The sequence below is a fragment of the Bradyrhizobium sp. 199 genome (assembly GCF_023073355.1).
GTDB lineage: Bacteria > Pseudomonadota > Alphaproteobacteria > Rhizobiales > Xanthobacteraceae > Bradyrhizobium.
Window position 1 is genome coordinate 360938 of sequence record NZ_JADPJI010000008.1, and the last position, 13720, is coordinate 374657.

The following is a 13720-nucleotide window of genomic DNA, read 5'->3' on the forward strand; positions in this document are numbered from 1 at the left end:
TGCGTTGACACAATCGACTCCGGGTGCGGCACAGTCTGATGCCGCGCCGGAGATAGAGTTGCGGCCGCCGTCCTACTGGCCGTTCGTGGTGCCGGCGCTGGTCGTCGTGCTCGCGATCATCATCTTCCCGTGGGTCTTCACGATCTGGATGAGCCTGAACGAGTGGAAGGTTGGCTCGTCGACCACCTTCGTCGGGTTCTCCAACTATCTGCGGCTGACGAAGGATCCGCGCTTCATTGAGGCCATCGGACATACACTGGTCTACACCGCACTGTCCGTGCTGCTGCCGCTGGTGCTGGGCACCTTTGCGGCCGTGGTGTTTCACCAGAAATTCCCCGGCCGCGGCTTCCTGCGCGGCGTCTTCATCATGCCGATGATGGCGACGCCGGTGGCGATCGCGCTGGTCTGGACCATGATGTTCCACCCGCAGCTCGGCGTGCTGAACTATTTGCTGTCACTGGTCGGGATCCCCGCGCAGCTCTGGGTATTTCATCCCGCGACCGTCATTCCTTCGCTGGTGCTGGTCGAGACCTGGCAATGGACTCCGCTGGTTATGCTGATCGTGCTTGGCGGCCTCGCCGCCATCCCGAGCGAGCCCTATGAAAGTGCACAGATCGATGGCGCCAGTATCTGGCAGGTGTTCCGCTTCATCACGCTGCCGCTGATCATGCCGTTCCTGTTCATCGCCGGCATGATCCGCATGATCGACGCCGTGAAGAGTTTCGACATCATCTTCGCGATCACTCAGGGCGGCCCAGGCTCGGCGTCGGAGACGATCAACATCTATCTCTACAGCGTCGCCTTCTCCTATTACGACCTCGGCTACGGCTCGGCGATCGCGGTCGTGTTCTTCCTGCTGATCGTCCTGCTTGCGGCGGTGATGCTCTATGCGCGCCAGCGCATGCTATGGACCGAGATCGCGAGCGGAACATGACTCCGAGGCAAATCATCGGCAAGATCGGCCTGTGGTTCTCGGTGTTCGTCATCGTGTCGCCGGCAATCCTGTTCTTCCTCTGGATGGCGTCGCTGTCGCTCAAATTCGAGATCGACAATGCCGCCTATCCGCCGGTGTTCATTCCCGAGCATGTCGCCTGGAAAAACTATGCCGACGTGCTCGCCTCCAACCGCTTCCTGACCTATTTCATCAACAGCCTGGTCGTGACAGGCAGCGCGACGTTGCTTGCGCTGCTCGTGGGTGTCCCCGCCGGTTACGGCATCGCGCGGATGGCCGCGCACAAATCCGCGATCGTGATCCTGATCGCCCGTATCACGCCGGGATTGTCCTACCTGATCCCGCTGTTTCTGATGTTCCAGTGGCTGGGACTGCTCGGCACGCTGGTGCCGCAGATCATCATCCACCTCGTGGTGACGGTGCCGATCGTGATCTGGATCATGATCGGCTATTTCGAGACGACACCGCTGGAGCTGGAAGAAGCAGCCCTCATCGACGGCGCCACACGCTGGCAGGTCTTCCGCCATGTCGCCCTGCCGATCGCCAAGCCCGGCATCGCCGTCGCCTTCATCCTGGCCGTGATCTTCTCCTGGAACAATTTTGTGTTCGGCATCGTGCTGGCCGGACGCGAGACCCGCACTTTGCCCGTCGCCGTCTACAACATGATCTCGTTCGATCAATTGAGCTGGGGCCCGCTGGCGGCCGCCGCGCTCATCGTGACATTCCCGGTGCTGCTGCTGACGGTGTTCGCCCAGCGACAGATCGTCGCCGGGCTCACCGCAGGGGCTGTCAAGGGCGGGTAGCTATTCCGCGGGTGCCGCCGTCATCTCCGCATGCGGCATGTAGTTCTCGCTGGTTCGCCGGCTGAGAGCGTACAGGCCGGCGGCCATCACGGCGTAGGCGAAAGCGACGGCTGGCGTGACGCCGAACCCTCCGCCGATGCCGACGGCCTCGCCGTGCATGAAGCCGAAATAGGTCAGGACCGCACCGACCAGCGCGAAGCCCGATGCCTTCTCGAACTCGTGTTCGATGATGAAGACGCCGATCGCGCCCAGGATGAGGCCACCGAGGATGGACCCGCCGCCCATGATCTCGAGTCCGTGATAGAACACGCCCTGCTGAGGCAGCGCGGCGATCGCGGCCGCTTTCACTGCGTCGGCCTTGTCGGCGGCCATGCCGCCGACGGTTGCCGCCGCATTCATGGTCGAGGCCAGCACGGTGTCGACCTGGAGCTTGGCCCACGCGGCCAGATGCGGCGTCAGCGCCAGCACGATCGCAGGCGCGTGCTTGATCGGCGTGGTCTGGAACGCCTGAGCGCCGATGAGCATGCCGATGTAGAGCAGGATCGGCGAGATCGCGACGACGGGCACGAGCGCCAGCAGCACCGAGATGATGCCGAACCACGCCAGCACGATCACCATGATGCCGGTTGCGGCCGAGTAGCCGATGCGGCCGCCCATCGCCTTCCAGCCGGGATGGCCGATATAGACGGCGTTGATGAAGGGGTTGCCCATCAGGCAGCCAATCAGGCTGACGACGCCGTCGGCCGTGAGTACCCGCGTGGTCGGATATTCGTCGCCGGCGGCTTCCGCACTCTCGACATTGTCCATGGCTTCGACGAGGTCGTAGATGCCGAATGGGATCGCGGTGACGAGAATGATGCCGAGGAATTCGAAGCCGGAGAAGACGTAGCCCACGGCGGGAAGCGGCACCGAGAAGCCAAAATTGGCAAACGCTGCGCCAACACCCGCGATGCTCAATCCACCGAGGCCCAGCCCGAACAGGTTCGAGCCCCATGCGATGATCATGCCAACGGCGATGGCGATCAGGCCTGCGGGAATGCCGCGCGGATATCTCACGCCGCCGAACCAGCTCACCAGGATGATGGCGAAGCAGACGAGGCCGATCTGCGGCGTCATGTACATTTCCAGCGCCGGCCGCATCGAGATGAAGGTGACGGAGACGCCAGCGAGCGTGCCAAGCAGCGCCGCGCGCGGCGTGATCCTGCGAATGAACGGCGCAATGAAGCCGCCGATCATGAGGATGAAGCTCTGGAAAAACACCCAGACCAGGCCCGCGGACCAGCCCTTGAGCGGGTCACCGGTTTTCAGCGTGATCGGCAGCATGATGACGAAGGTGACGATGAACATATGCGGCACGCTGACGCCCGAGGGCAGCGCGCAGACATCGTTGCGGCCGGTCCTTTGCGCCAGACGGTAAGCGAGGTAGGCATAGTAGAAAGTCGAGAGGCACATCATCAGCCCGAGCGCGGGCAGGATGCGGCCGAACACCAGACTGTCCGGCATCTTCAAGACGAAGCGCAACAGTCCCGTGAGCACCAGCATGTTGACGAGAATGTTGGTGCCGAAGCCGAAAAACGCATTCCAGTCGCCCGACGTCCATAGTGCCGGCTTGAACCCGGACGTCTTGATCTCAGACTTGCCCGCGGTCCCCGTCAATGTGCTCATGATGTCACCCCTTTGGTCGAAGCCTTCATTGCCTCCAAGACTGCGGCTGAGGTTGCGACCCAGCCGAAGATGCCGCCCTGGGCCTTGATCATCTTCAGGCCCATCTCGTGAAACTCGGGGAAGTAGGACGCGCAGCCGTCCGACATGACGACGCAGCGGTAGCCGCGGTCATTGGCCTCGCGCACCGTGGTGTTGACACACACTTCGGTGGTGACGCCGCACACCAGCAGATTTTCGATGCCGTATTTCTCCAGCACGTCGGCAAGCTCGGTGGCGTAGAACGCGCCCTTGCCGGGCTTGTCGATCACGACCTCGCTGTCGAGCGGATAGAGCTCGGGAATGATGTCGTGGCCGGCCTCGCCGCGGATGAGAATGCGGCCCATCGGGCCGGGATCGCCGATGCGAAGGCTCGGCGCGCCGCGCTCGACCTTCGCCGGAGGCGCATCGGAAAGATCGGGCAGATGGCCCTCGCGGGTGTGGATCACCAGCATGCCGGTATCGCGCGCAGCCGTCAGCACCGCGCCGATCGGCTTCACCGCGCGCGCGAGCTGGCTGACGTCGTTGCCAAGCGTCTCGCCGAAGCCGCCCGGCTCCATGAAGTCGCGCTGCATGTCGATGATCAGAAGCGCGGTGGCGGTCCAGTCGAGCTCGATCGGCTCAGGCTCGGCGCTGATAACGCCCAATGTCGGCTTGCTTGAACTCAGCATGACACCCGCCCTCGCGAGAACTGTGCCAGGAGTTCTGCAAGCGCCGTGCCATTGTGTACAATTGCGGTGGCGCGTGGACGGCAGGGGAATTCGCAGCACGCTCAGAAACTTACGCGAAAAGCCGACGCCTGCTTATTCTCTGTGCGCCGGCTTTGCGACGTGCATTTGCTTAAAGGATGAGCGCCCTCCGCTCGTCATTCTGGGGCGACGCGAAGCGTCGAGCCCGGAATCCATCAGGCGCCAAGGCCCGCGGTAAAATGGATTCCGGGTTCGCACGACGCGCGCCCCGGGATGACGATGAGACTACCGCCCCGTCCCATACAGCTGCCGATACTCTTCCTCATACGGCGCATAGGACTCCTTCAGCGTCGCCATGTTGAGCAGCATGGTTGCCACCAACGTGCCCGCCTTGTCGAACACGCGCGTCTTGGCCCAGGCGCTTTCGGTGCGGCGGCTGCCGGAGAGCGCGACCACCTCGCGCTCGACCTCGTACTCTTCGTCGACGAACAGCGGGCCCTTCACCATCCGGATCTCCTGGTCGGCGAACAGGCCGACGGCCGGGCCTTTGGCGGGCAGCGGATCGTCCTTGGAGCGATACTGGAATAGCACGCTCAGCATCTCCATCGGAATGATGGGCTTGCGCCACGGATTGTCGGCGCTGGAGTAGTACGGCGAGCTCTCGGTGATGACAGCGAGCTTCTGCCGGAGGGAGAACGGATAGAGCTCGCCCATGATCTGGTCGAACGCCATCCGCACGGTCTGGCGCTTGCTGGTCTGCGCCACTTTCAGGTCACGCAGAATCACGGGATCGGCGAGCGGCTTGAGTTCGGCAAGGCGCGCTTCGAGCGCGGTCGCCGCGTACGGCTCGCCGACCGAGGCCGTGCCGCGCAGCACCTCGGTGCCGTCGCGCTTGACCATCTGGATCTGGCACTGGCGCGTAGCGGGCGACGGCTTTGACAGGATGGCCTGCACCTCCTCGCCTTCGTAACAGACGCTGCGGTAGTGCGCGGAGAGACATCCCGTTTCGAACCACGCCCGTCCCCATAGCCGTTCGCCAAGCGGTGCAAACTGGCTGAAATGGGTCGGCCCCTCGATCGTACCGCCCTTGAAGCCCAGCTTCTGGGCGGTGGCATCGTCATGGATCGAGGCGTGCGCGTCGTACGTTTGCGCCTGCAGCATCTGGCGCGGCTGCCGCCACGGGCCGATCAGCGCCTCGGCGCTCTCGGCGATCTCGGTGTCGAATGCGTTTGCAGTCATGGTGCTCTCCAATCGCAGCCATGACTAGCAGGAGCGCCACGGATGCGGCCAGCGATATTGACTTCGCCCGCCCATGCTCTTGACTGTCACAATTCGCGTCGCGCAGCCGCCTATCCCTCCCGCCGCGCAAACCCTGCGCCGAACAAGAAGACGAGGACTCCTGAAATGACGCTGTTGCAGGTCGAGCTGGACGATAAATACCGGCTCGAATCGAAGCGGATCTTCCTGTCCGGCACACAAGCCCTGGTCCGCCTGCCCATGTTGCAGCGCGAACGCGACCGGCTTCAGGGGCTCAATACCGGCGGCTTCATCTCGGGCTATCGCGGTTCCCCGCTTGGCATGTACGATCACGCCCTGTGGCGCGCGAAGTCGCACCTTCAGCAGCACGACATCGCCTTCGTCCCCGGACTGAACGAGGACCTTGCGGCGACCGCCGTCTGGGGCAGCCAGCAGGTCGGCCTGTTTCCCGGCGCCAAGGTCGATGGCGTGTTCGGCATCTGGTACGGCAAGGGGCCCGGCGTCGACCGCTCGGTCGATGCGCTCAAGCATGCCAATGCGGCGGGTACCTCGCGGAATGGCGGCGTGCTGGCGCTGGCCGGCGACGACCATGGCTGCCAGTCCTCGACGCTGGCGCATCAGAGCGAGCAGGTGTTCGCGGCGGCGCTGATCCCGGTGATCAATCCCGCGACGCTCCAGGACTATCTCGACCTCGGCATCGTTGGCTTCGCGCTGTCCCGCTTCTCCGGCTGCTGGGTCGGCTTCAAGGCGATCAGCGAGGCCGTCGAGAGCTCCGCCTCGATTGACAGCGATCCCGAACGCATCCGGATCAAGCTGCCCGATGATTTCGAGATGCCCCCCGGCGGCCTCAACATCCGCTGGCCGGATCCGCCGCTGGAGGCCGAGAGGCGCCTGTTCGGCCCGAAGATGGCCGCAGTGCAGGCCTTTGCCCGCGCCAACCAGCTCGATCGCATCGTGCTCGATTCAAAGCCGGCGCGGCTCGGCATCGTCGCGACCGGCAAGGCGTATCTCGATCTGCGCCAGGCACTCGCCGACTTGGGCATTACCGACAAGGGCGCGCAGGATCTGGGCCTTCGCATCTACAAGGTCGCTTTGACCTGGCCGCTGGAGGAAAGCGGCGCGAAACGTTTTGCCGAGGGTCTCCAGGACGTGCTCGTGGTCGAGGAGAAGCGCGGCTTCATCGAAGACCAGCTGATGCGCATCCTCTACAATATCGATGCATCCAGGCGCCCGACTGTCACCGGCAAGCGCGACGAAACCGGCGCGCCGCTGTTGCCGAGCGAAGGCGAGCTGACGCCGACCATCGTGGCGGGCGCGCTGGTGGCACGCTTGCGCAAGCTCGGCCATCACAGCCCCTTGCTGGAGCAGCGCCTCGCGCGCCTCGAAGCCTTCGACAACTCCGTCACGTCAAGCGCGCCGATCAAGCTCGCGCGCACGCCGTTCTTCTGCTCGGGCTGTCCGCACAACACCTCGACGCGCGTGCCCGAAGGCAGCCGCGCCATGGCCGGCATCGGCTGCCACGGCATGGCGCTGAGCATGCCGACCCGTCGCACCGATCTGATCTCGCATATGGGCGCCGAGGGGGTGAACTGGATCGGCCAGTCGCCCTTCACGACCGAGACCCACATCTTCCAGAATCTCGGCGACGGCACCTACACCCATTCCGGGTTGCTCGCCCTGCGCGCGGCATCGGCCGCCGGCATCAGCATCACCTACAAGATCCTCTACAACGACGCCGTCGCGATGACCGGCGGCCAACCGGCCGAAGGCGCGTTCAACGTCGCGCAGATCGCACATCAGGTCTGGGCCGAGGGTGTCAAGCGGCTCGCGATCGTCTCGGACGATCCCGGCAAGTACCCGCAAGGAAACTACTTCCCGCAAGGCGCGACCACCCATCATCGCCGCGAGCTCGACGCGGTGCAGCGCGAGCTGCGCGACATCAAGGGCCTCACGGTCATCATCTACGACCAGACCTGCGCCGCGGAAAAACGTCGCCGTCGCAAGCGCGGGCTCTATCCCGACCCCGCAAAACGCGCCTTCATCAACGAGCTCGTCTGCGAAGGCTGCGGTGACTGCTCGCAGGCCTCCAACTGCGTCTCGGTGCAGCCGCTGGAGACCGAGTTCGGCCGCAAGCGCCAGATCGACCAGTCGAACTGCAACAAGGACTATTCCTGCGTCGAAGGCTTTTGCCCGAGCTTCGTCACCGTGCACGGCGGCACGCCGAAGCGCATGAAGACGTCGGCCGTCGATTCCGGACAATTGTTCGCCGACCTGCCGCTGCCGCCCATGCGTGAGCTTGATCGACCCTACAACATCCTCGTCACCGGGATCGGCGGCACTGGCGTCATCACCATCGGCGCCCTGCTCGGCATGGCCGCGCATGTCGACCGCCGCGGCTGCTCGGCGCTGGATTTCACGGGCCTGTCGCAGAAGAACGGCGCGGTGATGAGCCATGTCCGCATCGCCCCGAAGCCGGAGGACATCTCAGCGGTTCGCATCACCACCGGCGGCGCCGATGTCATACTCGGCTGCGACATGATCGTCTCGGCGGGTCCCGCCGCGCTCAGCCGCGCCGAACGCGGCGTAACGAAAGCGTATATTAACGCCGATCTGCAACCGACCGCGAGCTTCGTGCAAAACCCCGATCTCGATTTCGAGATGGGCACGATGCAGACCGTGCTGCGCGACGCCGTCGGCGACAAGAATCTCGACATCATCGACGCGACGGGCGTTGCTTCAGCGCTGATGGGCGATTCTATCGCGACCAATCCCTTCATGCTCGGCTTCGCCTTCCAGAAGGGCGCGATCCCGCTGTCGCTGGAAGCCCTGCTCCGCGCCTTCGAGATCAACGGCGCGGCGATCGAGATGAACAAGCTTGCCTTCACCTGGGGGCGCCTTGCCGCCCACGATATGTCGCGGGTGCGCAGCGTGCTCCAGTTCAAGGACAGGGCATCAGCGCCGGTGAAATCGCTCGAAGACATCATCGCGACCCGCGCCGAATTCCTGACCGGCTATCAGGACAAGGCCTATTCCGACCGCTACGTCGCGGCCGTTGCCAAGGTGCGCATGGCCGAGAATGCGGCCTCGCCGGCGTCCACGGAGCTGACCGAGGCCGTCGCGAAAAACCTGTTCAAGCTGATGTCCTACAAGGACGAGTACGAGGTCGCGCGGCTCTACACCGATGGCAGCTTTGCGAAGAAAGTGTCGGAGAAATTCGACGGCGACTTCGCGCTGAAGTACCACCTCGCTCCGCCGATCTTCGCCAAGCGCGACAAGACAACGGGTCGTCTTCAGAAACAGGAATTCGGCGGCCGGATGATCCACGCCTTCCGCGCGCTGGCCAGGCTGAAGTTCCTGCGCGGCGGCGCGTTCGATCCGTTCGGCCGCACGGAGGAGCGCCGGACCGAGCGCAAGCTGGTCGAGGATTATCTCGCCATGATCGACCAGCGCATCGCGGGACTGAAAGCAGCGCAGATTCCGCTGCTGGCACGGCTCGCTCGCGTGCCGGAAACGATCCGCGGCTTCGGCCACGTCAAGGAAGCCAATATCAAGCTGGCGACCGCCGAGACGGCGCGGCTGCAAGCGGAGCTGGAGAACAGCCGCTTTGCGGCGGCGGCGGAGTAGCGCCCGGGCTATTGCCGCACGCACCGCTGTCATCGCGCGCGAAGGCGGGCGATCCAGACGCCGCAGCGCTCGTTGGAATCTCGTAGTCTCTGCACTACTGGATGCCCGCCTTCGCGGGCATGACAGTTGGGAAGATGGCTAGACCGGTGTCGTTGCGGCGTTTGTAGGTCTCATGCGCCGGTATCATGCGGCAAGGGTCGGGACGCGAGGCATGACACCGTCATATTCCGCCCGGACCGTCGAGCGCTTTATTTTTTGGACATGATCTTAACGGAAAACCGCTTCGCACTTTTCCGGATCATGTGCTGCGTTGCGGCTTGCGCTCGATCGGGTCGATGTCGATGGCCCGCAGGCGGCCGAGCCGCAGCACCTCCATGGCAAGCCGCCGGCCGATGCGATCGCGATCGAGCACGCGGATCAAATCGTCGACCCCGTTGATGCCGACACCGTCCAGCCTGATCACGACATCGCCCGGGAGCAGGCCCGCCTTCGCCGCCGGTCCATCCGGCTCGATCTGCGCGAGCAGCGCGCCCATCTTGTTCTCGACCCCGGCGAGCACCGCGTGCCGCCGAGGGACCGGTGCCGTCTGTCCGGCAACGCCGATATAGGCGCGGCGGACATAGCCGTGGCGGATGATCTCCGACAGCACGAATTGCGCGGTGTTGCTGGCAACCGCGAAGCAGATGCCTTGAGCACCGTTGATGATGGCAGTGTTGATGCCGATCACCTCGGCATTCGACGAGACCAGGGGACCACCGGAATTGCCGGGATTGAGCGCGGCATCGGTCTGGATCACGTCCTCGATGGTGCGGCCACTGACCGAGCGGATTGAGCGTCCGAGCGCCGAGACCACGCCGGCGGTCACGGTCGATTCGAAGCCGAGCGGATTGCCGATCGCGATCACGAGCTGGCCGCGACGCAAATTCTTGGAGTTGCCGAGCGCGGCATAGGGCAGATGCCGCGAGCCATTGGCCCGCAGCAGCGTAAGATCGGTGTCGGGATCGACGCCGAGCACCTGGGCCTCGCCGACATGGCCCTCGACGTCGCGCAGCCGGATCTCCCTGGAGGAGCCGACCACATGGCTGTTGGTGAGAACGAGTCCGTCCGGCGAGATCACGATGCCCGAGCCGAGCCCGCCGCGTTCGCGGCCGTTCGGCACTTTCGGCCCGGTCTCGACGCGCACGACGGCAGGGCCGACGCGGTCGGTCACGTCGATCACGGCATTGGAATAGGCGTCCAGCAAGGCCCGGTCGTCGACCGCAGCAGACGCTGTCGTTCGCGATGAGGGTGCGTCATCGACGATATCTGAGGTGAAGTCCAACATGGCAGGAGTCCTTGAGGCTCACAAAGATGGTGGCCTGTTCCCTGCCTCGCAAGGTGCCCGCCAGGGAGCGCAGGGCTTGGACTACCCAGATGGCTAGGGCGCCCGCCGCAGCGTGCCGCCCCTTGCCTTGACCGGGTCGAGCAGCGACCAGTCGCCATCTTCCAGCACATGCCCCTTGGGGAATGGGGCGCGCAGTTCGAGCCCGAGCGAGCCCAGCACCCGGTCATCACGGTAGTAGCATTGTAGCACGACACGGACGAGCGTTGCGGCGGCCGCGCCGCCATGCTTGCGAAACTCCTGCGCCACCGCATCGCGCCTGGGGGCATCGAGCTCGCCGAGCGGCCGACCTGCCAGCCGCGCCAGATGATCCAGCGCTGCCGCCACCAATTTGGTGTCACGGCCGAGCGTTGCCAGCATATCGGCCTGGATGGCGGGATCGTCGGCGCCGGGCACATTGTACTCGCCGCTGGCCGGAACGATCATCGCGGCGACGGTGCGGAGTTCATCGCGCTGCGCGCGCGTCAGTTGAGTGTCTGCGGACATGATGGCCTCAATCAAACAAATTGGCGAGGCGCTGCTTCATCTGGTCGGCGATGTACAGCGCGAGGGCCTGGATGGTGGAGGTCGGGTTCACGCCGCCCGATGTGACGAAGATGCTGCCGTCGACGATGAAGAGATTCTTCACATCGTGCGTGCGGCCCCATTCGTTGACGACGGAGCGCTCGGAGTCGGTGCCCATCCGCGCGGTGCCGAGCAGGTGCCAGCCGCCCCAGGGGATGGGCGAGTTGATGCAGATGTCGGTCGCCCCTGCCGTCTCGAGGATCTCCCGGCCGCGCGCCAGCGCATGCTCCATCATCTTGCGGCTGTTCTCGCTGATCGTGTAGTCGATCTTCGGGGCGGGAATGCCGTGGCCGTCCTTCAGCACCGGATCGAGGGTGACCTGATTATGCTCCTCGGGCAAATCCTCGCAGATCGCGGAGAAGCCTAAGCGATGGCCGTTGAGCTTGCGGAAGACGCGGTGATGGTCCTCGCCCCACGGCAGAATGCCCTTCTGCTCGCTGACGACAGCCTCGAACACCGGCCCTGCCCCGCGCACGAACTGCACGCCATAGCCGCGGACGAAGCCGCGCGAGGGGTCCGTGTCATACCACTCCTTGCTCCACAGGCAGGTCGGCGGCGCGCGGTTGGAGTCGGTCGGCTCCTTCACATAGCCGTAGATCTGCGCGTAAGGGTGGAACATCAGATTCTTACCGACGAGACCGGACGAATTGGCAAGGCCGTTCGGGAAGCGCGAGGACGCCGAGTTCAGCAGCAGTCGCGGCGTGCCGACGCCATTGCAGGCGATGATGACGACATGCGCGGGCTGGAACTGCTCGACGCCGTCGTTGTCGTAATAGACCACGCCCGAAGCCATGCCGTTCTCGTCGGTAGTGATCTCGCGCACGCGGCAATGGGTGCGCAGCTCGACGCCGGCGCGGATCGCATGCGGCCAATAGGTGATGTCGGTGGAAGACTTTGCGCCCTGCGCGCAGGCCGGCGTGCAATGGCCGAGATTGATGCAACGGGCCCGGCCCTCATAATCCATCGTCGCCACCGTCGTGTCCGACGGCCACCAGTGCCAGCCGAGCTTATTCATGGACTTGCCGATGATGGCGCCGGACAATCCGAGCGGCTGCTGCGGCATCGGCGGATACGTGAGCGGCGAGAGCGGATCGCCCGAAAGACCGGACGTGCCCATCATGCGGTCGTTCTCTTCGAAGAATGGGGTCAGCGCGTCGTAGTCGATCGGCCAGTCGTCGGCGACGCCGTCCAGTGTCTTCACCTTGAAATCGGAGGGATGCAGCCGCGGCCAGTGCGCGGTGTACATCACCGTCGAGCCACCGACGGCGTTGTAGTTGACGACTTTGATCGGCGAATTGTCGTCGTTGATCGGGTAGTCCTCGGGACGACCGCGGACGTTCGGGCTGGACGACCACTCACCGTAGAATTTCGCCTCCCAGTCCCGGCCCGTGCTCGGATATTCCGCCGGGTTCATCCAGCCGCCCTGCTCCAGGCAGAGAATGTGCATCTTGGTCTCGGCCAGCGACCACGCCACCGCAGCGCCCGAAGCGCCGGCGCCGATGATCAGGACGTCCACGGGGTCTTTCATCGCAACCTTTTCCTCCCGCCCTCGCCGCTTTCCGGGCGATTCGGCCTGCACAGTTGGCAAGGCCTCCGAACGATAGGATCAGAGCGGGCGGGGAGTAAAGCCGCGAGGCCGGAATGTCGCACCTCGCAGGATGCAGACCATTGGTAACGCCACATCCGGATGCTAGGAACAGGCGACCGAGCCATCGATAGCGAGACCGCATGTCCTTCCGAAATGTTTTTGCCGCTACCCGGGCTTTTGCGCTCGTTGGGTTTTTCGCCTTGTCCGGATTCCTGGCGTCCTCCGAGCCGGCTTCCGCGCTGACCGCCGCCGCGAATGTCCGCGACGGCAACTCCATCCAGCTTGGCGATGCCACCTATCGGCTCGACGGCGTCGATGCGCCCGAGCTGGACCAGGTCTGTATCGATGATCACGCCGATCCCTGGACCTGCGGCATCGAGGCTCGCGATCAGCTGGCCAAACTGATCGGCAAGCGGGCGGTGCGCTGTGACGATGTCGGGCCGGAAAAGAGTTTTGGCAAGCGGCACCGGGCGATCTGCACGGCGGAGGGCGACAAATCGACTTTGAACGAACAGCTGGTCAAGCTCGGCTTTGCTATCGCGCGGGAGCCGATCAAGGCGAACGTCAAGTCGGCCGCGACCGAAGCCAAGACAGCCGCCGCGGGAATCTGGAAGGGCTGCTTTGTTGCACCGCAAGACTTCCGCGCCGGCAAGAAGGATGGCGCGCTGCTGGGCGCTGCCTGCCGCCAGGACCGGGACAAGGAAATCCGCGCAGTGCTGTTCCCGGACGAGCTGACGATGCCGCCGAGCTGCAGCATCAAGGGCAAGCTCGCGGTGCGCGCCCGCGTCACCGGCAATATCGGCATCTATCATCTGCGGGGCTGCCCGAGCTATCCGGCGACCACCAAGCCGGACCGCTGGTTCTGCTCGGAGGACGACGCCCAGGCGGCCGGATTCCGCAAGGCCTATAATTGCCGCCGCCCAAAGTGAGCAAGTCGTTCACGCACCCGTGAGTGGTAGTCCGAGACCGTATTGATCCGGAATTGAACTTCACGGGGCGTTGCCGCATTCTATGCGGACGCAAGCGCTTGCGCGTGCGTTTCCTTGGCAGCAATCCGGCTCAGGCCCGATTGCCTTGCTTGGGCGTTTCCTCCCTAGACTTGGGCCGCTTGTCACCACAAGCGGCTCTTCTTTTTGTGCGGTGCTGCAAGCCAGATCCGTC

Annotated in this window: 10 protein-coding genes; 4 read left to right on the top strand and 6 right to left on the bottom strand. The window is 64.4% G+C overall.

Annotated features, from left to right (window positions below; translation table 11 throughout):
- Positions 1–4 precede the first annotated feature (4 nt).
- Positions 5–934 carry a sugar ABC transporter permease gene (locus IVB28_RS24100; protein WP_247529511.1) on the top strand — a complete coding sequence of 310 codons (930 nt, stop codon included), beginning with the start codon at positions 5–7 and terminating at the stop codon, positions 932–934.
- A complete protein-coding gene (locus IVB28_RS24105) occupies positions 931–1755 on the top strand; it encodes a carbohydrate ABC transporter permease (RefSeq protein WP_247529513.1) in 825 nt (274 codons plus the stop codon). The genes IVB28_RS24100 and IVB28_RS24105 overlap by 4 nt, the downstream gene beginning before the upstream one ends.
- Here the strand turns inward: IVB28_RS24105 and IVB28_RS24110 are convergent, their stop codons facing one another.
- The 3 genes from IVB28_RS24110 to IVB28_RS24120 form a co-directional block, all read right to left on the bottom strand.
- Positions 1756–3420, bottom strand: a complete 1665-nt coding sequence (locus IVB28_RS24110) for a regulator (protein ID WP_247529514.1) — start codon at positions 3418–3420, stop codon at positions 1756–1758.
- The gene (locus IVB28_RS24115; RefSeq protein ID WP_247529516.1) at positions 3417–4127 is read right to left on the bottom strand and encodes an isochorismatase family cysteine hydrolase; all 711 of its coding nucleotides are present in this window, start codon (positions 4125–4127) and stop codon (positions 3417–3419) included. The genes IVB28_RS24110 and IVB28_RS24115 overlap by 4 nt, the downstream gene beginning before the upstream one ends.
- Before the next feature lie 303 nt (positions 4128–4430).
- Positions 4431–5384 (bottom strand): hypothetical protein, encoded by a 954-nt coding sequence (locus IVB28_RS24120; protein WP_247529517.1) that lies wholly within the window; start codon positions 5382–5384, stop codon positions 4431–4433.
- A 165-nt stretch (positions 5385–5549) separates the two neighbouring features.
- Between IVB28_RS24120 and IVB28_RS24125 the strand changes: the two genes are divergently transcribed.
- The gene (locus IVB28_RS24125) at positions 5550–9026 is read left to right on the top strand and encodes an indolepyruvate ferredoxin oxidoreductase family protein (RefSeq protein WP_247529518.1); all 3477 of its coding nucleotides are present in this window, start codon (positions 5550–5552) and stop codon (positions 9024–9026) included.
- Positions 9027–9324: 298 nt separating this feature from the next.
- Here the strand turns inward: IVB28_RS24125 and IVB28_RS24130 are convergent, their stop codons facing one another.
- From IVB28_RS24130 to IVB28_RS24140, 3 genes are all read right to left on the bottom strand, one after another.
- Positions 9325–10350 carry a trypsin-like peptidase domain-containing protein gene (locus tag IVB28_RS24130; protein WP_247529519.1) on the bottom strand — a complete coding sequence of 342 codons (1026 nt, stop codon included), beginning with the start codon at positions 10348–10350 and terminating at the stop codon, positions 9325–9327.
- A 93-nt stretch (positions 10351–10443) separates the two neighbouring features.
- On the bottom strand, positions 10444–10893 hold the full coding sequence (locus IVB28_RS24135; RefSeq protein ID WP_247529520.1) for a hypothetical protein: 450 nt from the start codon (positions 10891–10893) through the stop codon (positions 10444–10446).
- Between the two features lie 7 nt (positions 10894–10900).
- Entirely contained in the window at positions 10901–12499 is a 1599-nt protein-coding gene (locus IVB28_RS24140) for a GMC family oxidoreductase (protein ID WP_247529521.1), read from the bottom strand.
- Positions 12500–12699: 200 nt separating this feature from the next.
- On the opposite strand from IVB28_RS24140, the gene IVB28_RS24145 reads away from it, so the two are divergent.
- On the top strand, positions 12700–13488 hold the full coding sequence (locus IVB28_RS24145; protein WP_247529522.1) for a thermonuclease family protein: 789 nt from the start codon (positions 12700–12702) through the stop codon (positions 13486–13488).
- Positions 13489–13720 lie beyond the last annotated feature (232 nt).